21 protein-coding genes and 1 pseudogene are annotated in these 21,260 nt (G+C 49.6%); 18 read left to right on the top strand and 4 right to left on the bottom strand.

Features of this window, described 5'->3' with window-relative positions; translation table 11 throughout:
* Positions 1-46 precede the first annotated feature (46 nt).
* From NSS79_RS16045 to NSS79_RS16065, 5 genes and pseudogenes are all read left to right on the top strand, one after another.
* Positions 47-508, top strand: coding sequence for a bacteriohemerythrin (locus tag NSS79_RS16045; protein ID WP_342440113.1), 462 nt, complete (start codon positions 47-49; stop codon positions 506-508).
* A gap of 182 nt (positions 509-690) precedes the next feature.
* Complete coding sequence (locus NSS79_RS16050) at positions 691-1,884, top strand: metallophosphoesterase (protein ID WP_342440114.1); 1,194 nt, start codon at positions 691-693, stop codon at positions 1,882-1,884.
* Positions 1,885-2,023: 139 nt separating this feature from the next.
* Positions 2,024-2,260: pseudogene (locus NSS79_RS16055) on the top strand (DUF3977 family protein).
* Between the two features lie 84 nt (positions 2,261-2,344).
* Positions 2,345-2,794, top strand: coding sequence for a MarR family transcriptional regulator (locus NSS79_RS16060; RefSeq protein WP_342440115.1), 450 nt, complete (start codon positions 2,345-2,347; stop codon positions 2,792-2,794).
* A 135-nt stretch (positions 2,795-2,929) separates the two neighbouring features.
* Positions 2,930-3,739, top strand: coding sequence for an NAD(P)H-binding protein (locus NSS79_RS16065; RefSeq protein ID WP_342440116.1), 810 nt, complete (start codon positions 2,930-2,932; stop codon positions 3,737-3,739).
* A gap of 6 nt (positions 3,740-3,745) precedes the next feature.
* On the opposite strand, the gene NSS79_RS16070 is transcribed toward NSS79_RS16065, so the two are convergent.
* Entirely contained in the window at positions 3,746-4,177 is a 432-nt protein-coding gene (locus NSS79_RS16070) for a hypothetical protein (protein WP_342440117.1), read from the bottom strand.
* 202 nt (positions 4,178-4,379) lie between these two features.
* On the opposite strand from NSS79_RS16070, the gene NSS79_RS16075 reads away from it, so the two are divergent.
* The 4 genes from NSS79_RS16075 to NSS79_RS16090 all read left to right on the top strand — a co-directional run bounded on the left by NSS79_RS16075 (position 4,380) and on the right by NSS79_RS16090 (position 8,292).
* Positions 4,380-5,057, top strand: a complete 678-nt coding sequence (locus NSS79_RS16075; protein WP_342440118.1) for a response regulator transcription factor — start codon at positions 4,380-4,382, stop codon at positions 5,055-5,057.
* Positions 5,054-6,430, top strand: coding sequence for a HAMP domain-containing sensor histidine kinase (locus NSS79_RS16080; RefSeq protein ID WP_342440119.1), 1,377 nt, complete (start codon positions 5,054-5,056; stop codon positions 6,428-6,430). Before NSS79_RS16075 ends, NSS79_RS16080 begins: the two co-directional genes overlap by 4 nt.
* Positions 6,431-6,499: 69 nt before the next feature.
* A complete protein-coding gene (locus NSS79_RS16085) occupies positions 6,500-7,618 on the top strand; it encodes an ABC transporter permease (RefSeq protein ID WP_342440120.1) in 1,119 nt (372 codons plus the stop codon).
* Positions 7,615-8,292 carry an ABC transporter ATP-binding protein gene (locus NSS79_RS16090; RefSeq protein WP_038591465.1) on the top strand — a complete coding sequence of 226 codons (678 nt, stop codon included), beginning with the start codon at positions 7,615-7,617 and terminating at the stop codon, positions 8,290-8,292. The genes NSS79_RS16085 and NSS79_RS16090 overlap by 4 nt, the downstream gene beginning before the upstream one ends.
* An 82-nt stretch (positions 8,293-8,374) precedes the next feature.
* Here NSS79_RS16090 and NSS79_RS16095 read toward each other — a convergent pair whose 3' ends face one another.
* Positions 8,375-9,280: a LysR family transcriptional regulator gene (locus tag NSS79_RS16095; protein ID WP_342440121.1), complete on the bottom strand. Its 906-nt coding sequence runs from the start codon at positions 9,278-9,280 to the stop codon at positions 8,375-8,377.
* 197 nt (positions 9,281-9,477) lie between these two features.
* Here NSS79_RS16095 and NSS79_RS16100 point away from each other — a divergent pair, with 197 nt between their 5' ends.
* Positions 9,478-10,551, top strand: coding sequence for a YeiH family protein (locus tag NSS79_RS16100; protein ID WP_342440122.1), 1,074 nt, complete (start codon positions 9,478-9,480; stop codon positions 10,549-10,551).
* Positions 10,552-10,565: 14 nt separating this feature from the next.
* Here the strand turns inward: NSS79_RS16100 and NSS79_RS16105 are convergent, their stop codons facing one another.
* Entirely contained in the window at positions 10,566-11,396 is an 831-nt protein-coding gene (locus NSS79_RS16105) for an AraC family transcriptional regulator (RefSeq protein WP_342440123.1), read from the bottom strand.
* Between the two features lie 153 nt (positions 11,397-11,549).
* Here NSS79_RS16105 and NSS79_RS16110 point away from each other — a divergent pair, with 153 nt between their 5' ends.
* The 8 genes from NSS79_RS16110 to NSS79_RS16145 all read left to right on the top strand — a co-directional run bounded on the left by NSS79_RS16110 (position 11,550) and on the right by NSS79_RS16145 (position 20,093).
* On the top strand, positions 11,550-12,713 hold the full coding sequence (locus NSS79_RS16110) for a Gfo/Idh/MocA family oxidoreductase (protein WP_342440124.1): 1,164 nt from the start codon (positions 11,550-11,552) through the stop codon (positions 12,711-12,713).
* 45 nt (positions 12,714-12,758) lie between these two features.
* Positions 12,759-13,523 (top strand): sugar phosphate isomerase/epimerase, encoded by a 765-nt coding sequence (locus NSS79_RS16115; RefSeq protein ID WP_342440125.1) that lies wholly within the window; start codon positions 12,759-12,761, stop codon positions 13,521-13,523.
* A 15-nt stretch (positions 13,524-13,538) separates the two neighbouring features.
* Complete coding sequence (locus tag NSS79_RS16120) at positions 13,539-14,633, top strand: Gfo/Idh/MocA family oxidoreductase (RefSeq protein WP_342440385.1); 1,095 nt, start codon at positions 13,539-13,541, stop codon at positions 14,631-14,633.
* 33 nt (positions 14,634-14,666) lie between these two features.
* Complete coding sequence (locus tag NSS79_RS16125) at positions 14,667-15,701, top strand: Gfo/Idh/MocA family oxidoreductase (protein ID WP_342440126.1); 1,035 nt, start codon at positions 14,667-14,669, stop codon at positions 15,699-15,701.
* An 80-nt stretch (positions 15,702-15,781) separates the two neighbouring features.
* Entirely contained in the window at positions 15,782-16,294 is a 513-nt protein-coding gene (msrA, locus tag NSS79_RS16130; RefSeq protein WP_038591490.1) for a peptide-methionine (S)-S-oxide reductase MsrA, read from the top strand.
* 288 nt (positions 16,295-16,582) lie between these two features.
* Entirely contained in the window at positions 16,583-17,773 is a 1,191-nt protein-coding gene (locus NSS79_RS16135; protein WP_342440127.1) for a cell wall-binding repeat-containing protein, read from the top strand.
* Positions 17,774-18,006: 233 nt separating this feature from the next.
* Entirely contained in the window at positions 18,007-18,714 is a 708-nt protein-coding gene (locus NSS79_RS16140; protein ID WP_342440128.1) for a response regulator transcription factor, read from the top strand.
* Complete coding sequence (locus NSS79_RS16145; protein WP_342440129.1) at positions 18,711-20,093, top strand: ATP-binding protein; 1,383 nt, start codon at positions 18,711-18,713, stop codon at positions 20,091-20,093. Before NSS79_RS16140 ends, NSS79_RS16145 begins: the two co-directional genes overlap by 4 nt.
* A gap of 90 nt (positions 20,094-20,183) precedes the next feature.
* Here NSS79_RS16145 and NSS79_RS16150 read toward each other — a convergent pair whose 3' ends face one another.
* Positions 20,184-21,221, bottom strand: coding sequence for an alpha/beta hydrolase (locus tag NSS79_RS16150; protein ID WP_342440130.1), 1,038 nt, complete (start codon positions 21,219-21,221; stop codon positions 20,184-20,186).
* Between the last annotated feature and the right edge of the window lie 39 nt (positions 21,222-21,260).

Genomic DNA, 21,260 nt, shown 5'->3' on the forward strand with positions numbered 1-21,260 from the left:
TGATGTTGTTAACAGAACTTTCTTGCGGAAATGTGGAGAATTAGAGATGTCTCTAAATATGCAAATTATGGTAAAGGATAAGGTGAGTGAGTACATGATTGAATGGAAGGATTCGTATGATATTGGCGTGGAGAAGATTGATTGCCAGCACAGACAGCTGCTTATGAAGCTTAATGAATTTTTTGATGCCTGCACGAACCAGAAAGGCAAAGAAAAGATTGAAGAAACACTGAAATTCCTTAAAGACTATACCCTTGAGCATTTTGGCAATGAAGAACAGTTGATGTCAGAGATTGATTTCCCTGAGCTTGCTGAGCACCAGAAGACTCATGCCGAATTCGTGCAGACTGTGCTTGAACTGGAAGAAAGCATAAAGACCAAAGGCGTATCCGTACTGTCCACAATCAAACTGAACCGCACCTTGACGGACTGGTTGATCAACCATATCCACAAATGTGACAGGCTGATCGGTGATTGTATTGCTGCCAAGGGCAATAAGGCTGTTTAACTTACATAGATAGATCATGAAGATGCCGCAGGGCATTTTCTTTTTTATGTTACTTGACTGTTGGGAGGTAGACCCTCTCATTTATTACAGTGCTCCGGCACAGTTTATACTCGGCTAATACTTTATGATATGATTTGAGGTAGAACGTATAGATATGAGCTGTACGCTAAAGGAGTGGTTGAATGAAAATACTGCGCATGCTATTTTCCGGAGCTGGAGTGCTGCTTGTATTGGGATTGGTTAATTTCTACATCGGCTTTCATCTCTGGGTTCTGCTGGAGAATGGGCTGCCGGGTATTTCAGCAGGTGCCTACTGGACGGTGTTTATGGTTATTGCTTTTGCCTATATGATCGGAATGGCGCCCTGGCCAAAGGCTGTGAAACCGGCGGCCAGATTCTTCAAAGTGATCGGGTCCTATTATTTGGCCTGTATGGAGTTTGCGGTAATTGTGCTGCCGTTAACTGATCTGCTCTATTGGGTGCTGGGACTTATAGGGGTTAACCGTTCGGCCTTTACTGATGAAGCAGGAGCGACGCTGGTTCTGTTGCTGGCTATCTTCCTCATCTGGGGTTCACGGAATGCCTGGAGTACTATTGTACGCACTCATTCGATCAAAATTGATAAATCCATTGGAACAAGCGCCCCCCTTACGGTAGCCGTTGCTTCGGATTTGCATCTGGGGAATATTGTAGGCAACCGTCATTTGCGCAAAATGGTCACCGAGATCAATAACATGAAGCCGGATGTCATCCTGCTGGCCGGGGATGTGTTGGATGACAGCATCGAGCCGTTTATCCGCAATCGAATGAGTGAACAGTTAAAGCTGCTTAAAGCCCGTCATGGCGTATATGCCGTACTGGGAAATCATGAATATTACGGCGGCTCGATCAAAGAGTATACTGAGCTTATGGATAGCATAGGTATCAAAGTTCTGCAGGACGAAGTGGTGGAAACTGCGGGCGTCTATATTGTCGGCCGGAAAGATAAAACCGCGGAAGCGATGGAGGCAGGCGGCAGACTTAGTGTCTCTTCGTTGCTGGAAGGTCTGGATCTCTCCCGTCCTGTAATCATGATGGACCATCAGCCTACCGGTTTTGACCTTGCAGCAAAGGCAGGGGTGGATATCCTCTTATCCGGACATACACACCGCGGACAGATTGCGCCGAATCACTGGATTACCAAACGCCTGTTTGAGCTGGATTGGGGCTATCTGCTTAAGGAGAAAATGCATGTAATCGTCTCCTCCGGCTATGGCACCTGGGGGCCGCCGATCCGTCTGGCCAGCCGCTCCGAGCTGATCAAGCTGGAAGTTTTGCTGGAGGGCAGCAAACAATACAGTGAAGAACCGCTGTCTTCACAGACAGTGCTCATTTAAGCTGTACATGAATTAAACATTAGACATTATATTGATTGAACTTGAGAATTTCATGTAGTCACGGCCAATCTCAAAATAGAACCCCTGCAGCTTCAATGGAGTAGCTGCGGGGGTTAATCATGTCCAAGGAGAGTTAATCTTGAAATACATAGAATTTGGAATCGGCAACCGGTGGATAGTCAGAACAGAAACAGAATTTGAGGATGGAACGGAGACGGAGCAGTAGGGAATTATCCGGCCGATTCATTTCCATTCGCTGTACCTGAGGATATGGATAGGGAAGACTGTATTCGTTGCTGATCTTAAAGAAGGCTGCAAAAAAACAAGGAAGAGCAGAAGCAAAATCAAAATAGTTATCGGAATCAGCAGTCATTAGAACTGTTATAGGATTGACAGACGCGGTAGATTCACGTACATTGAAGTAGTTAAGTTATTAACTATATGGAGCTGAGCGGAATTTATGGACGATCTACAAAGATATGTAATGGAGCAGCCGCTATATACGGAGGCATTCTTCACGTTGGTTGAGGCAACTGCGAATGTCGTGGCGGTATCCGAGAAATACTGGCAGAATCAGGGTCTGAACGGAGCGCGTATCCGCATTCTGGTGGAAATCGCCAAGCATGGCGGGACTATGCTGCCTTCGGTGCTTGCCGAGAAAATCGGCGTGACCAAAGCCAATATCAGCCTGTTGCTTTTGCCGCTGGAGAAGGACGGATTGATCAGCCGGGCAAGCCATGCTAGGGACGGCCGGAAATCAGTCATTTCGATCACTGGTAGCGGACGCGCACTGCTGAAAGAGCATCTTCCGGAGAACCGCCAGGCAGTTGCCGAAGTCATGAAGCGGCTGGATGAAGAGGAACTGCTGGAATTGATGTCATTGCTGCACAAACTGAACCGCTCTATATAAATTTGGAGGTAGTAAGCACCGGTGAAACTCTCATCTTAACATTCAATCTGATAGTAGAAGTACGTAACAGCTTTTTTTGCTCATATAGTTAATGACTTAACTAAATTCCATGAACCAAAGAGAGGGTGCAAACCGATGAAGACTATGATTACGGGAGCAACTGGCCAGTTAGGACGCCTGATTATTGATAATCTGCTCCAAAAAATGCCACAGGAGCAGATTGTTGCAGGTGCCCGCCATCCGGACAAAGCTATAGAACTACAACGTCAAGGAATAGAAATACGTTATGCCGATTATGATGTCCCTGAAGGGCTGGAAGCTGCATTCCATGATATATCCCAACTGCTGCTAATTTCAAGCTCACACACGGATGACGGCATTCGCCTTGCCCAGCACAAACGGGTTATTGAAGCAGCAGTCAAAGCAGGCGTTTCGCATATCCTCTATACCGGCTTTGCCTTCCCGCAACAACGGATTAATGTTGCTTCCGGCAATGTTCATACGCTTACAGAGCGGGTGATTCTGGATTCCGGCCTAGAGTACACCTTTCTCCGCAACGCCTTATATATTGATTTCGTGAATGTACTTGGATTAAAAGAAGCCATCCGCAGCGGTGAGCTGATTACACATCCGGGGGACTTTCGGTTTAACTCCGTTTCACGTGAAGATTTGGCCCTGTCTACAGCCGCTGTTCTTGCCGGCTCCGGGCACAGCAATCGGATTTATGAGCTGGCAGCACCACATACGTGGAGCTTCAATGATCTCGCAGCAGCGCTGACATCGCTGGCAGGCAAGCTGGTAACACATCGGGAGGATGCCAGCGTTCAGCACTGGATTTATTCTTTTCTGAAGAAGATTGATACAGTCTCTACTTCGAATGACCTGGAACAATTAATGGGGCGGAGCATCACTTCGCTGCAGGACAGTATAGTGCCTTTTGTTTAGTCTATACTATTTTTCCAATGGATACATTTCATAATGCATCCCGTCACTGGGAGCCATGGCTCCTGGAACTCCCCATACACTCTGGTGGATATTGTCCGCATTTACTACGGAATAGATATATGTCCAGTCTTTTTCGTTGCTGAAGCGAACCTCCAGGTGATAAGGGTTGTATTGTCTTCCAGCTTGCCGGCTGATTTCCCACTCTTCACCAGGATACTTTACCTCTAAATATTGGTTAAGTTGTTCTGTTTTTTGTGATACCTGATAATCAAGCCAATAGGGACGAACTGCAAAAAACACAAGCAATAGTACAGTTATCGAACCTGCAGTAATTAAACTGATCTTCCTAATCTTATCTGGTAAAAGCACTGCTATAACAAAAATAACAATGACAAAAATAACTGAGGCTGTGATTTCCATTGCTGTTATTGGATGCAAGAAAAGCCCTCCTCTTATGATCAAGCTGAATATTCATGTAGCCTCTAAAGTCTTAATAGTGCCTTAATATTAACATGCGGTGTGGCGATTTTCAGTAATTTAGAACAGAATGAAAGCCAGCTTGCCGGACTCCCGGTTGTCTTAACGGAGCAATGTTGCTACTATGGTGACAGCTAAGAAGGGATATGGGAGAGGTGTTCAGATGAAAAAGATATTGGTTGCCGATGATGATCTAAATATCCGTACACTGCTGCGGCATGTATTGACCAGGGATGGGTATCTGGTCGTTGAAGCAGGCGATGGCCGGGAAGCAGTAGGGCTGATGAAGGAGAGCACGGTGGATCTTGCCGTCGTGGATGTAATGATGCCGCAGATGGACGGGCTGGAGCTGTGCCAGTACATACGCGAAACGTATGACATTCCGATTATTCTCCTGACGGCGCGGCAGCAGCTCAGCGATAAGGAGCAGGGCTATTTGCGGGGGACGGATGATTATGTGACCAAGCCGTTTGAGCCAGAGGAGCTGCTATTCCGCATCAAAGCGCTGTTCCGCCGCTATTCGATAGCCTCCGATGACAAGATCCGTCTCAACTCGCTCGTGATCGACCGCAAAAATTATGAAATCAGTAACGGGAACGATGTGATGCTGCTGCCGGTGAAGGAATTTGAGCTGCTGGCGCAGCTAGCGCAGTATCCGGGGCGTCTGTTCTCGCGCAGCGAGCTGATTGAGCTGGTATGGGGAGCCGATTACGAGGGCGACGAGCGGACGGTGGATGTGCATATCAAACGTCTGCGCCAGCGGTTTGCTGACTATCAAGAGGACTTTGTGATCCGCACGGTGCGCGGAATCGGTTATAAAGTGGAGATGGTGAACGCATGAAGTCGCTTTATGTACGGATGAGTGTGCTGTTTTGCTCGATTATACTGATAAGCAGTTTTATGGGATTTTTCGCATCCAACTTCTATTATCAGGTCAAGATCAAACCGCAGAACGATGCCAAACTCACGAAAATGGCGATAGGTCTGCAGCAGTTTGTCCAGGACCATCCCGATGCGGTGGGAGAATATCTGCTAAGCACAGCATCCCTGGGGTATAAATTATACTTGTCCAACGGTCAGGGCGACGAGAAGTTTTATGGCTTGCCTTTCCGCAAAAATGATCTGGGCGAGGATGTGCTGCAAAACGTGCTTGCCGGAGAGGTCTACCATGGAGTGGCGGAGTTCCCGAGCCAGGCGTTTGTGACCGGTTTTTTTGATAATCAGCTCAGCAACTCGATAGGAGTGCCGGTGCATATCAACGGTCAGACCTATGCCTTGTTTATGCGTCCGGATGCCGAGGTGCAGTTTGGGGAGCTGCGGATCTTTTTTGCCGTGTTGCTTGGGGTAAGTATTCTGTTCAGCCTGTGGTTTGTCCTCGTTACCGTGCTGCATGTGGTTAAACCGATTACGAGGCTGACTGCCGCTACGAAAAGGATTTCCAAAGGAAGGTACGACATCCGGCTCAATACCCGGCGGCGGGATGAAATCGGCCAGCTGGCCTCCCATTTTATGATCATGAGCCAGGAGCTGGAGCGGACGAACCGGGCGCGTCAGGAATTTGTCGGCAACGTTTCGCATGAGATCGAATCGCCGCTGACCTCCATCCAGGGCTTTGCCCATGCGCTTAAAGATTCTGCACTGCCGGAGAACCAGAGACTGGAGTACCTCTCCATTATTGACGGGGAGAGCCGCCGCCTCTCGATGCTCAGCAAACAGCTGCTCACCCTGTCCTCTCTGGATTATGACGAGAATGCGCTGCAGAAGAAGAGCTTCGATCTTCGTGCGCAGCTGCGCCAGGTCGTGCAGATTATGGAGTGGAGACTTACGGAGAAGGAGCTGGCGGTTCGTCTGCATGTGGAGGATATAACACTTCAGGGGGATACGAATCTGCTCTATCAGGTGTGGATGAACCTGCTGTCCAACGCGATCAAATATACACCCTCAGGTGGAACCATCACCCTATCCGCGGAAGACACCGGGGGTAGCTGTAAAGTTACAGTCGCGGATACCGGGGAAGGAATATCAGCCGCAGAGCTGCCGATGATCTTCGACCGCTTCTACAAAGTGGACAAGGCGCGTACCCGTGACAGCAACAGCAGCGGGCTGGGACTGTCTATAGCGAAGAAAATAATCGAAACGCACGGCGGCACTATTGAAGCATCCAGCACGGTCGGTACAGGCACCACCTTCACCGTGAATCTGCCGCTTCTGTAATTATTTATTCATACTCCGTTCATTTTCATCCTCTACACTGTGTTTATACAGAGCAGAGGGAGTGGTTTTATGTTTTTAGCTTTAAGGGAAATGAGGCATTCCAAAGCACGTTACAGCCTTATCATGGTCATCATGCTGCTGGTTTCCTTTCTCGTCCTGTTCGTTACCGGGCTGGCCAGAGGACTTGCCTATGCCAATATTTCAGCGGTGGAGAATATGCCGGCTAACTATTTTGTCGTCCAGGGCGACGCCGATCATGCCTTCAGACGTTCTCAATTAAGTGATGCCGAGCTGATTGCGGCACGTTCAGTTGTGGGCGAAGATAAAGCAACACCGCTTGCGGTCCAGACGAGCACGGTAACATCGGACAATGGGGATGCGAAGGCGGACATTACTTTTTTTGCCGTCGATATGAATGGTATGCTTGCTCCTAAGGTGGTGCAGGGAACCGGGATATCGAATGAAGCCGGGGGCAGCGCAGTTGTTGACTCCCAGCTTGTACAGTCGGGAATTACCCTGGGAAGCACCATCGTTGATCAGGCTTCAGGGATGTCCTGGAAAGTATCCGGTATTGTGGACGATAGTTCTTACAGTCATACCCCGGTTGTCTATATCAATAATCTGGACTGGCAGGAAATGAAGCAAGGGGCACGGCAGGAGAAGGCTGATTCACAGTCTGTGCCTTACAATGTGGTAGCGCTCAGCGCATCTTCTGCACAAGCTGATGAAATTACCGCCAAACTGGACAATGTGGAGGTCATCACGCAAAAACAGGCGATCTCCAGTGTACCCGGTTATTCGGCGGAGCAGAATTCACTGATGATGATGATTGTGTTCCTGTTTGTCATCGCAGGCGTTGTACTGGCAGTATTCTTCTATGTAATCACAATTCAGAAGACGAGCCAGTTCGGTATCCTGAAGGCCATGGGCACCAAAATGTCCTATCTCGCCTGGAGTGTGGTAGGGCAGGTAATGATACTGTCCGTAGCCAGTCTGGCAATAAGCCTGCTGCTGACCTTTGGTATGAATAAGGGGCTGCCGGATTCAATGCCGTTTCAGTTGGAGAGCTCGACGATTATTTTAACCAGCGTGTTGTTTATAGGTATGTCTCTGCTGGGATCACTTATTTCTGTAGCAAGTGTTGCTAAAGTAGATGCATTGGAAGCTATAGGGAGGGCTGGAGCATGAGTGCCAAATTAATCATGAAGCAAGTGACCAAAACCTATGGAGACGGGGACAGCACGATGTCGGTCTTGAAGAACCTTGATCTGACGGTCAATGCCGGCGAATTTGTAGCTGTTCTGGGTCCTTCGGGCTCAGGAAAAAGCACCTTCCTCTCGGCGGCTGGAGCTCTACTGACACCAACAAGCGGGGAGATCCTTATTGACGGAGAGCCATTGGGCAATAAGGCAAAGAGCGAACTAACCGAACTGCGGCTGCAAAAAATCGGCTTTATGTTTCAAAGCGCACAGCTGCTGCCTTATTTAAAGGTTGAGGAACAACTGCTTTATGTAGCCAAGTTGGCGAAGCTCAGCACCAAAGAAGCCAAAGTGCGGGCTGCGTATTTACTCAAACGGTTAGGCATTTGGGAGCGCCGCAACCACTATCCCGAGCAGCTGTCCGGCGGACAGAAGCAGCGGGTGGCGATTGCCAGAGCGTGGATGAACAAGCCGGCGATTCTGTTCGCAGATGAGCCTACTGCAAGCCTTGATTATGAGCGGGGCAAGGAAGTGGTGCGGATGATTGCCGACGAAGTGAAGAGTGAGGGGAAAGCGGCAGTCATGGTAACCCACGATGAACGGATGCTGGAATGGTGTGACCGCGTGCTGCATCTGGAGGATGGAGTGCTGATTGAGTCTTAGGTTTATGTATGCCTTAATGGCCTGAACCCTCGAACAAGGGTTCAGGTTTTTTGCTATCCTGTAAAAATGTTGTCTATGAGAATTAGACTGGCGGTTTACGGTCTGGATTAACCGGTGCAAGCAGCTTCTCGATAAAGACGGTTATGGCCATGGTAGCAGCGTTTTCCTTGCGGCTGATGATTGAGAAATTTCTCTCCAGCAGCTGATGCCTGATTCGCAGCTCGCTGATTTCACCCCGGGCGAGCTCTTTGCGCACAATCCATCTCGAGAGCATGGCGATTCCTAATCCAGCCGAGACGGCTTCCTTAATCCCCTGGCTGCTGTTGAATATATAAGACCGCTTATGGGAGATTTGGGCATGCTGCAGAAAATGATCGCTGAAGGCACGGGTGCCGGAGCCAGGCTCCCGCAGCACCCATACCTGATTCTGAAGCATGTCTTTATCAACGGCATTTGCGGCCGAGAGAGGATGACTACACGGAGCTACAATGATCATTTCATCCTTCATATAGGGAATCACGGACAGCTCATGGTCCGCCGTTTCGCCTTCAATGAACCCGATGTCAAGGATGTTCGATTTAATGGCGGCAATAATCTCCTCAGTATTGTGAATCGTGACCTGCAGATTCACCTGCGGGTATTGATTGGCGAACTCGGCAATTCTGCCAGGCAGGACGTACTCTCCAATCGTAAAGCTGGCCCCGATATGAATACTCCCCGTGACTTCATCGCGCAGCAGTTGGATTTCCCTGCCCGCTTCTTCATAATGCGAGAGGATCTGCTTCACATGTTTATAGAGGATAGCTCCCGCTTCTGTCAGCCGGACTTCCTTCGGGGAACGGTGAAGCAGCTTGGTTCCCAGTTCATTTTCCAGGTTGCGGATATGCAGACTCACGCCGGGCTGGGAGAGATTTAACAGCTCTCCGGCACGGGAGAAATGGCGCTGTTCAGCAACGGTTGCAAATACACGTAATGCATCTACGATCATAATTAAACCTCATTATTAGCCTTGGAATTCTTTGTGTATGGCCGTTTATTATCCATTTTAACATAGTTATTATCATCAATCATAAGTTTTTGTAATGATAGAGATAGCAAAGACGTATTTCACTTCCCTGTTGGCTGCACTTATAGTGAGATTACAAGTTTGCAACGTAATTGAACGTAAACAGGGAGTGGTTTGAGATGAATCATGCACATCAGCTTCAGCGCTTGAACGATAAATACAGCGGATTTATTCTAGGAATCCTGCTTACAGGACTACTGGCCATAGCGGCCAAATATTTGGCGCTGCTGCCTTACCTGGGCATCATGGGCCAGCTGGTAATTGCCATTCTGTTAGGAGTTCTGCTTCGTACAGCAGGAGGGGTACCGCAGCAGGCAGTGCCGGGCATCAGCTTTTCCAGCAAGAGATTGCTCAGAGCGGGGATCATCCTGCTCGGGATGAGATTGAACCTGTTTCAACTTGTGCAGGCCGGTCCCAAGGTGTTGGCGATTGCCGTGATTAATATTGTATTTACGTTGTTCACCGTTTATGGACTCTGCAAATGGATGAAAATTGATAGGACACTTGGACTGCTGACCGCTTGCGGAACTGCCATATGCGGAGCGGCAGCCGTCGCGGCAATCTCTCCCCAACTAAAGGCCTCGGACAATGAGACCGCAATAAGCGCGGCAACGGTAGCTGTGCTGGGGACGATATTTACGCTGGTTTATACGTTGATTTATCCGGTGTTGTCCCTTAGTCCAGAAGGGTATGGGATATTTGCCGGAGCCACTCTTCATGAAGTAGCACATGTGATCGCCGCTGCCGCACCCATTGGTGAAAAGGCTGCAGACCTCGCGGTGATCGTGAAGCTGACTCGGGTAGCGATGCTTGTTCCGGCAGCTCTTGCTATCGGCGTCTGGGAAGCCTATAGACAGCGTAAAGCAGAGAGGGAGTGTAGGGGGCAAGTGGCGGCTGTACAGCCACCGCATTCCAAAATTCAGTGGAGGAAACTTCCGGTGCCCTGGTTTATCGGCGGTTTTTTGCTGATGAGCGGTGTAAATACGCTGGGAATAATCCCTGAACAAGTAACAGCTGATCTGATTATCCTGGCGTATATGCTGCTGGCCATGGCGATGGCGGGACTCGGGCTTGGTGTGGATATCAAGACCTTTGCCCTAATGGGTAAAAAACCGCTGCTGGCTGGCTTAATCGGCTCATTACTGCTCTCTGGACTTGGATTTCTGCTGGTTCATCTCCTTGGACTCGCATAGTCCGTTTATCCCCTCTACCTTGTGCTGTTCCGGTAGGCAGAGGGAGATACGCCGGTAGATTTCTTGAAATATTTCGAGAAATGGGCCAGCTCCATACCCACCTGCGCAGCGATATCGGAAATGCTGGAAGTGGAGTAAGAGAGCTGTCTTTTAGCCAGCTCCATCCGCTTGAGCTGCACATAATGCATGGGCGGAACCCCCATGTATTTCTTGAAGTAGGGGATGAAATAGTTCGGATGCAGATGAACCAGCTCGGCCAGTTCCTCTACCTCCATAGGCTGCGTAAGGCGCTGTTCAATGTATTGCAGGACGTTCGCTAGCTGTCTTTGACCATTGGTATGAGCCAGCTCACCCATGAAATCGGAATATCCGCCGTCCTCCAGGCAGAGTGCTAGCAGATGAAGTAGTGCGGCTTGATTCCGCATGGTGGAGAGCAGGTTCTCTTCCGGAAACCGTGTTATCATCTCTGTGAAAATCTCCCGAATGGCATCCGGCTCCGCAACATCGCATATGTACAGCTTGTTGCCTGTATGAAACAAGGGCCATTCTCCGATATGGGCATCAAAATGACAAAAGTACCGCTTATAGGGATTGTCAGGGGAGGTTTCTGTAGTTTGCGTCGAGCCTGCCGGCATGATCATCAATTGGCCGGGGCGCGGATAATGGGCTTGCCCGTTCAGAATCACCTTACCCTCGCCGCCATCAATGAAATAAAGTCTGTTAAAGGATGGCGTCTCATTCAAGCGGTTCCATCCGGGGTATCTGCTGCTTAAGTGGGCATGGGTAACGGTGACGGTCAGGTTCTGCAGTAACGCTCCTGTAAGGTTACCGGATTGATTCATCATATAACTCCTTTAATGTGTAATAAATCCAGTATACCGCTTTCATTTAACTAAAACATCTTAATTATGTACAAAAAAACCTTAATTCCGGTCATGTTCACTGTCTGGAAATAGGGTTATTCTCATATCATAACTCACATAGGAGTGATTCATAGGATGAAGAAGGTTCGTTATGGAATTATTGGAGTTGGAAATATGGGCCGGGCCCATGCGCTCGATCTGATTCATGAAGTAAAAGGGGCTGAGCTGGCGGCTGTCTGTGATACAAGCCCCGAACGCCTGGAGTGGGCGGCAGAGCACTTGCCTGATACGGTGCTCAGGTTCAGCACACCTGCTCAATTATTTGCCTCCAAAAGTATTGATGCCGTATTAATCTCCACTCCGCATTATGACCATCCGCCGCTTGCGATCGAGGCGCTGAAGCACGGCTATCATGTATTAATTGAAAAACCCGCCGGTGTATATACGAAAGCCGTGCAGGAGATGAACGAAGCCGCTGCGCAAAGTGACCGCAAATTCGGCATTATGTACAACCAGCGGACCAACCCGCTTTATCAAAAGCTGAGAGAGCTGATTCAGTCCGGTGAGCTGGGTGAGATCCGCCGCACCAACTGGATCATTACTGACTGGTATCGTTCGCAGAGCTATTACAACTCCGGGGGCTGGCGGGCTACATGGGCTGGAGAAGGCGGCGGTGTGCTGCTGAACCAGGACCCGCATCAGCTGGATCTTTGGCAATGGACAACCGGAATGATGCCGAAGCGTGTGCGTGCATTCTGCCAGTTTGGCAAGTACCGCAATATTGAGGTGGAAGATGATGTAACCGCTTATGTCGAGTATGAGAACGGAGCAACAGGCCTGTTCATCACCACTACCGGGGAGGCGCCGGGAACCAACCGCTTTGAAATCAATGGGGATAACGGAAAAATCGTCGTGGAGAACGGGAAGTTGACCTTCTGGCGTCTGCGCATCCCGGAGCCGAAGTTCAATGCCGAATTTGCCGAAGGCTTCGGAAGACCCGAATGCTGGAAATGTGAGATTCCGGTTCCAGAGGGCGGAGGAGAACAGCACAAGGGAATCTTGCGCAACTTCACCAATGCCATTCTGCATGACGAACCGCTGCTCGCTCCCGGGGAAGAGGGAATTCACGGCCTGACACTTTCGAATGCAATGTACCTGTCCGCTTGGACTGACAATTGGGTCGAGCTTCCGATTGATAGTGATTTGTTTCATGAGAAGCTCATGGAACGGGTGGAGAGCTCTACGTTCCGGAAGGAAGCTGTAGAGCAGCGGGCTTTTGACGTAAAAGGCACTCATTAATGTAATTATAGGACAGACAAACTTAATAAGGAGTGAATTGCTCATATGCAACGTTCTACAATAGCTGCACAAATGTACACGCTACGTGATTTTACCAAGACCGCAGAGGATTTAAGGGCTGCTTTCCAGAAGCTGAAAGTGATGGGTTATCAGGCTGTGCAAATTTCCGGAATGGGTCCGATTGATCCGCAGCTGGTCAAACAATACGCGGATGAAGCTGGGCTGACCATCTGCGCGACCCATGTGCCGTGGAACCGGCTGGTGAATGACCTGGATGCATTGGCTGCAGAACATAAGCTGTGGAATTGCAAATACATCGGTCTCGGCGGACTGCCGGGAGAATATCAGAGCAGCCAGGAGGGCTATCGGACATTTGCCAAACTTGCCTCCGGAATTGCGCGGACCCTGAAGGAGGAGCATGGGTTGCAATTCGTTTATCATAATCATGATTTTGAGTTCGAACGGATTGACGGGGTTACGGGTATGGAATTGCTGCTGCAGGAGTCCGATCCCGAGGTGTTCGGCTTTGAACTGGATATGTATTGGGTTCAGGCCGGGGGAGCTAATCCGGTGGACTGGGTTCACAAGGTGAAGGGCCGGATGCAGGTCATGCATCTGAAGGATATGGCTATCATCTCCAGGGGACAGGTTTTTGCTGAGATCGGTGAAGGAAACATGAATTATGAAGCTATTATTGAGGCCGGCCGTGAAACGGGTGTGGAATGGTTTGTTGTTGAGCAGGATGTCTGCCGACGCGATCCTTTCGAGAGTCTGGAGATCAGCCTCAAATACCTGATTTCGAAGCTGTGACCGGGAGGGTTGATGATGAGCAGAAAAGATGGAATGATGTATGCACCTACTCATGAAGCTAGACCGGTTGTAAAACCGGGTGAATTTATGATCGCTGCGATGGCGCTGGATCACGGTCATATCTATGGGATGTGCAATGGTCTGATCGAAGCAGGAGCCCGGTTGAAATGGGTCTTTGATCCCGATCCAGAGAAGGTGAAAACCTTTGTCAGCACTTATCCTGGTGTTCAAGCTGCACGCTCCGCCGAAGAAATTCTTGAGGATCCTGAGGTCCGGCTCATTGCAGCGGCCGCGGTTCCTTCCGAGAGAGGGGCGCTCGGACTCAAGGTGATGGCACACGGGAAGGATTATTTCACTGACAAAACGCCGTTTACGGCCATGGAACAGCTGGAAGCGGCGCGGACTCAAACTGCATTGACGCGGCAAAAGTACATGACTTATTTCAGCGAAAGATTGCATGTGGAGAGTGCGGTGTATGCCGGACAGCTGATTCGGCAGGGAGTGATCGGCCGTGTGCTTCAGATCATCGGAATGGGCCCTCACCGCCTGAGCGCACCAAGCCGTCCGGAGTGGTTCTTCCAGCGGGACAAATACGGCGGGATCCTCTGCGACATCGGCAGTCACCAGATTGAACAATTCCTGTATTATGCGGATTGCCGCGATGCCAAGGTACTGCACAGCAAGGTTGCCAACTACAACAATTCTGCTTACCCTGAGCTGGAGGATTTCGGCGATGCAACACTTGTCGGCGACAACGGGGCGACGCAATATTTCCGTGTCGACTGGTTCACACCGGACGGACTGGGCACCTGGGGGGACGGCCGAACGATCATTATGGGAACGGAAGGGTATATCGAGCTGCGCAAATACAGCGATATTGCCCGCTCCAACACAACGGATCATGTCTATTGGGCAGACCGTCAAGGAGAGCATTATGAGCATGTTTCCGGCAAAATCGGCTTTCCGTTCTTTGGCGAGCTGATACTGGATTGCTTGCAACGGACAGAATTTGCTATGACCCAGCAGCATGTCTTCAAAGCGGCGGAGTTATGCCTGGAAGCTCAGGCCCAAGCGGTAAATCTTACGCCCGAGACACTCATAAAGGCTTGATAGGAACGGAAATAAGATTGGAAGGTGCACAAGATGACAATACTTGGAGCAGCCATAATCGGCTGCGGAGCAATAGCTCCCTTGCATGCCAAGGCGATCGCGGCACAATCAGGGGGACAACTGCTGGCAGCTGTAGATATTGATGTGGCCCAAGCGGCAGCATTTGGAGAAGAATATGGCTGCGGCGCGCTAACAGATTATAAGGAGCTTTTGAACAGATCTGATGTTGATATCGTCCACCTCTGCACACCGCATGATCTGCACGCGCAGATGGCGGTCGATCTGCTGCAGGCGGGCAAACATGTCTTAACAGAAAAACCGATGGCGGTTGACCTGCCTTCTGCCCAGCGCATGCTGAAAGCTGCGGAGCACAGCAAAGGCCAGCTCGGCATCGTATTTCAGAACCGCTACAATGAACCCTCTATTAAGATTAAGGAGACCATTGAATCCGGTGTGCTGGGGCCGCTTGTATGTATGAAGGGGATTGTCACCTGGTACAGGTCACCTGAGTACTACAAGGAGAGCAACTGGAGGGGGAAATGGACCTCAGAGGGCGGCGGGGTGCTGATCAACCAGACGATTCACACACTGGATCTGCTGCAATGGTTCGGCGGTGAGATCTCATCAGTGCAGGGAAGCGTAAGCACAGATGTCTTGGACGGAGTTATTGAAGTGGAGGATACGGCACATGCCTGCATCAACTTCAGGAATAAGGTCAGGGGACTTTTTTACGGCAGCAATGCCTACCTGATTAACTCACCCGTCGAGCTGGAAATAGTGTTCGAACAAGGAACGCTACTGCTGCGGAGGGATTGCCTGTATCTGTGGAAGGACGGCCGGGAAACGCTGCTCAGTGAGCCGGGGGTGTCAGGTATTCAAGGCAAGTCGTATTGGGGAACGGGGCATCAAAGACTGATTCATGACTTTTATGACCATGTCCGCGAAGGAAGACCATTCTGGATTGACGGATCAGAAGGACTCAAAACACTGGAACTGATCGCAGGTATATACAGCTCCTCCGGGATTGAAAAAAAGACTCATCCTTGGCAGACCGCTCCCTCAAATTGACTTTAGGCAGATTTAACCTTATCTTTTTAACATACGTTATAGTATGTAGAGATATATAGATAGGGAGAGGGATTACAGGTATGGAACAGGCAATGTTTGCAGGAGGCTGCTTCTGGTGCATGGTTACACCCTTTGAAGAATTGCCGGGTATACACGGAATTGTATCAGGATACGCCGGGGGTTCAGTGGAGAATCCAAGCTATGAACAGGTCAAGACAGGCACTACAGGACACTATGAGGTAGTGCAGATCAGCTTTGACCCGGCACTTTTCCCGTACGATAAGTTGCTTGAATTGTTCTGGCCGCAGATTGACCCGACTGATGACGGAGGACAATTTCAGGACCGGGGAACGCAGTACCGGACTGCGGTGTTTTATTATAATGAAGAGCAAAGACTGGCAGCTTTGGCTTCCAAAGAACAGGTAGCGGCCAGCGGGCGTTTCGAGGGACCTGTCGTTACGGAGATCCTGCCCGCACCGGTCTTTTACCCGGCAGAAGACTATCATCAGGATTATCACAAGAAGAACCCGAAGCATTATAAGGAAGACCGGGAACAGTCCGGCCGTGATACTTTTATCGCGAAGCACTGGTAAGTATAGAAGAAGCTTGATCAGGATCAGCTGGACGGAGCACTTTCCGTTCAGCTTTTTTAATTATAAGAACTTATATGCTTCACGCTATAAATTATCCTTCTAATTCTCGCTGAAACGGATACCGTCCTTTTGAGGACGGCGAATCCGTTTCCACTTGCATTCACTTTCAGGCTGCTCCAATTCCTACTTAATACTCATTCTTAAATTGTTGGAATTCCACATTCTTTCTACACATTTGATGGGTAAACTTCTAAGTATCCGTGATAGCTATGAAATGGAGGGATACACATGAAGAAAATCATACAATTAAGCGCTGTGACCTTGCTGCTTGGTACGGTGCTGACCGCCTGTCAATCGGATAAGGAATCAGCAGCTCCGCAAAGTGAACAGAATCCTTCTGCTGCAATTTCTATGCCCTGGATTGCGACCAAAAACACGACCCGGATCAACACCTCAGACCCGGTTCAGGCAGCGGTACTGGTGTCCCGGTCTTTATGGACGGCAGAAACCAAAGCTAACCGGCCTGCAAGCGTAGTCCTGACCAATGCGGATAACTGGCAAATTGCTGCTGTGAGTACTGACTTAATCCACCATCCGAGCAACGGGCCAGTCTTGTTCTTGAGCAAAGATGGCGTTCCGGAGGTTACGTTGGAAGAGCTTAAACGGCTGAATCCGCTGGGTGCCGAGAGCAATGCGGGCATCCAGGTCGTTCTGGTCGGACCCGTCGCGGACGGTGTGGAAGAGCAGCTTAAGGCACTGGATTTAAAGGTGGACAAGATAGAAGGTGAAGATCCTGCTGCTGTAGCTCAGGCGATTGACGCTTATTATGCCAAAGTATCCGGCGAGCTGCCGCAGAGTGTAATTATCGGCTCAATGGACAGCCCCGAATATACGCTGCCTGCAGTCAACTGGATTGCGCATATGCCTGAGCCTTTGTTATACGTAGCGAAGGATGATATCCCGGCCCCCACGGCAGAGGCGCTCAAAAAGCGCGGAGGCGATGCCGCCATTTACCTTCTAGGCCCAGTTTCTGTTGTCTCGGGAAAAGTCGAGGAGCAGCTGGGAGCATATGGTACAGTAACTCGCATCTCCGGTGATGATCCTTATGCGAATGCGATTGCTTTTGCCAAGTTCAAGGATGAGGTTAGCGGCTTCGGCTGGGGTATCACGGCTCCGGGCCATAACCTATCCTTATTGACGAAGGATTCCACCATGCTGGCTATCGCCGCTGCGCCATTCTCCCATTTGGGAAAACATGCACCGTTAATCTTTACGGAACAAGACGGACTACCGGATTCGGTCATGAATTATATGATGGAGCTTCAGCCCAAGTTCAAGGATTCACCGGCAGAAGGTCCCTATAACCATGCCTGGCTAACCGGCGATACCGGCACAATAACCAGCAGTACACAGAGCGAAATAGATGACATGCTCGAAATCACCTCCGCCTCTGGAGACAATCCCCATTCGGGGCATTAAAGCAAGCTGGCTGGCTGCGGACATCCGTGGTCGGCTTGTTCTTTGTTTTTAGGTATAATTGAAAAAAGAATAAAGAAACTGTATAGATTGAACTTGAGAATTTCAATTAGGGAAAAGTGGCGGAATGGAATTTTGGAACTGTAGGAGTCCAAACTTTCTCTGTAGTCACGGTCGATCCCAAAATAGAAGAATTATAAGTTCAATATATATAGGCCACGAAAAGGGTGAACAGCTTGTCCAAAGCACAGGTTCTCATCGTTGACGATGAATGGAACATGCGGAATTTGCTGCGCATTTATTTGCTGCAGGAGGGTTTTTCTATTAAGGAAGCCTCCACCGGGCGCGAAGCCCTGTCCATGATAGAGAAACATAACTTCGACCTGATCCTGCTGGATGTAATGATGCCTGATATGGATGGCTGGCAGGTCTGCCAGGCGGTAAGGGAGAGCAGCCAGACGCCCATTCTGATGCTTACTGCACGGTCGGAAACGAAAGATAAAGTACATGGGCTGGGCATCGGTGCGGATGATTATTTAACCAAACCGTTTGAACCGGAAGAATTGCTTGCGCGAATCCATTCCCTCTTGCGGCGTTCGAATATGTTCCGGTTTTCCGCGTCACAGGAGCAGGTGCTGGAGCACCCGGAGTTAAGGATTTATCCGCAGGCACGGGAAGTACAGGTTCAAGGGGAGAGGATCCTTTTTACACAGAAGGAATTTGATCTGCTGCATTTGCTGGCGCGCAGCGGGCAGCGCGTGTTTACGCGGGAAGAATTGGTAGAACAGCTCTGGGGGAATGAATACGGCGGTGAGACGCGGGTTATTGATACACATGTTAAGAATATCCGCGAGAAGCTGCTGAAGGCAGGTCTTTCTTATGTTCCAGTGCAAACCGTGTGGGGGCTCGGCTATAAATTCCAGATTCCCGGTAATGTCGAATGAAAAACAACATCATCGGCTTTAAGCTGGGTGTCGTGATTATGTCGGTGTTTCTGATTGTTCTGCTCTCACTCGGGATAGTAATAGACCGGATGTTTACAAGCTTTTATTACCAGGAAATGCAGACGGAAGCTGAGGAACTGGCTTCCCATTTCACAGCGATGGCCGAATCCAAAGATACCACGAACGGTCAAATGATGATGTCCTTTGCGGAGTTTTCCAATGTCAGCATCTTTAACATCTCCTTGGATGGCAAAGTGTTGCTGCACTCCGGTGTTCATGATTCTACAGATCGCTCCTTTATCCGCGCTCAGGATATACAAGCTATTTTCACCGGACAAAGGGTGAGTTTCTTGTACAAAGACCCGTCCGGCTACCGTTATTTTGTTACAGGACAACCCATCTCAAGCGGTGACATTATTACCTCGGCACTCTATGTGATGTCTTCCACGGAGAATATGGAACATTCCTTGTCTACAGTGAGAGATATACTGCTGCTGTCTGGTCTGGGTGCCTTTGTGCTTGCTTTGGGCATCACTTGGTTCATCGCCCGCATATTATCGCGTCCGCTTGTCCAAATGCAGAAGGCTACGCGCAAGATTGCGGCTGGTGAACTGGAAACGCGGCTCACGATCAGCGGCAACGATGAGATTGGCTTTCTTGCTGGTGCCATCAACGATTTAGCTATGGATCTGCAGCACTACAGGGATACACGCCAGGAGTTTCTCGCTAATATTTCCCATGAGCTGCGGACGCCGATCACTTATCTGCAGGGGTATGCCAAGGTGGTTAAGGGAGGGCTGTATGAGACGGAAGAAGAAAAAACACTCTACTTGGACATCATCGACCAAGAGGCGCACCGGATTCAACATCTGGTAGACGATTTGTTCGAATTGGCCAAAATGGAAGAGGGGAAAATACCGCTGAATCTGGAAGAGGTCGATTTGGCGCTGCTTGTCGATCAGGCGGTCCGCAAAGTCGAATTGACCGCTAAAGAAAAAGGGTTGCAGCTAAATTCCAGCTGTACCGGTGAACCGATTGGTTTGCAAGGGGATGGCAAACGGATGGAGCAAATCGTAATGAATCTGCTGGAAAACGCTATCCGTTATACCGATGCAGGAGAGATCAGCGTCCAGCTGGATTTTCGCGTAGACTCAGCTGCATTTATCGTCGAGGACACGGGGATTGGCATTCCTGAGGAGGAGCTTCCGTATATCTTTGACCGATTCTACAGAGTAGAGAAATCACGTTCACGGCAGTACGGAGGCACCGGTCTGGGGTTGTCTATTGTGAACAAATTGGTAGAATTGCTCGGGGGCGAGATTGAGATTACTAGCAGGGCCGGAGCCGGAACACGGTGTAGGGTTGTTTTTTATAAATAGCCGGATTTCATGGCCGTCTCATTATATGGTCACGGACTTGGGACCGGTCCATAAACAAGACCGGGTCCGGGCCCGTGAGCATAATGTGAATTATTGAGGGGATGGTGACTGTAGTTGTGTCAGCAAGCTGCGGATCGTCTGAATGACGAGATCAGGTTCGTCGTGAATAATCATATGTCCGCTATGGGTTGCGACAGTCTGCTTGCTGTCTGTGGAAAGGTTCAACATTTTGCGCTGACCCTTTTTCCAGATATCTTCCAGCTTTTTACCGGCAGCTTCGGAGAAGCCAAAGCCTGCATAATCCTGAGGAATTCCTCGTGACAGGATTCTTACCGGAAGAGAACCAAGGTTCTGACCCCGAATAGCGTCCTCTGTGGTATGTGCCAGATTTCCTTCTTGTTCTTTAGCTTTGAAGAAACTAGGCTTTGAAATGACATTTATGAACTGCCCTCTATCTTCTTTCGCAACCATGCCATCCAGCAGCACATCCTGGAATATACGCATAGCGCCTGATAATTTCAACACTTGCAAGACTGCTGCGGGGGGATTGCCCGCGAATTTTTCCGCAGTCAGAATAGGTTTGGTCTCGCGCTCGTCATCTTCCGGTCTGGCATCAATCAGTACCATACCAGCAACCTCATCCCGGTAAGTATCAGCGAATAACCGGGCATACATCCCACCCAAAGAATGCCCAACTAGCAGGTAAGGGCCGTCGATTCCCTCCCGTTCTAATGCAGTATGCAGCTCACGAACGATATTTTCTCCCGTGCGTGCTGTAGGCGCTTTTTCACTCCAAGCATATCCGGCTCGGTCGTAGCTCACAACAGTTGCGAATTCGGACAGCTTCTCAGGAATATCCCTCCAGGACAAACTGGTTTCACCGCTTCCGGATTCAAGAATAATGGTTGGGGAGCCCTGCCCCAATTTGTTAATGTGCAGCTTGTATCCGCCTGCATCAACCAGCTTGCCGGGAGGCTGGTATTTCTGTTCTGCATTTCTGGATGCCAGCCATTCATAAGCAAATCCGGACCCGAGCAGTAAAATTATGCAGGTGAGCAGAGTGAGAGTTACTCTTTTCCAGATCTTTTTTTTGGATCGTTTCTTCGGTTGTTGTGGTTGAATAGTCATAAAATAATGCTCCTCTTTCGATGTTTTATTTAATACAAA

The organism is Paenibacillus sp. FSL L8-0436, assembly GCF_038593025.1.
GTDB lineage: Bacteria > Bacillota > Bacilli > Paenibacillales > Paenibacillaceae > Paenibacillus_AQ.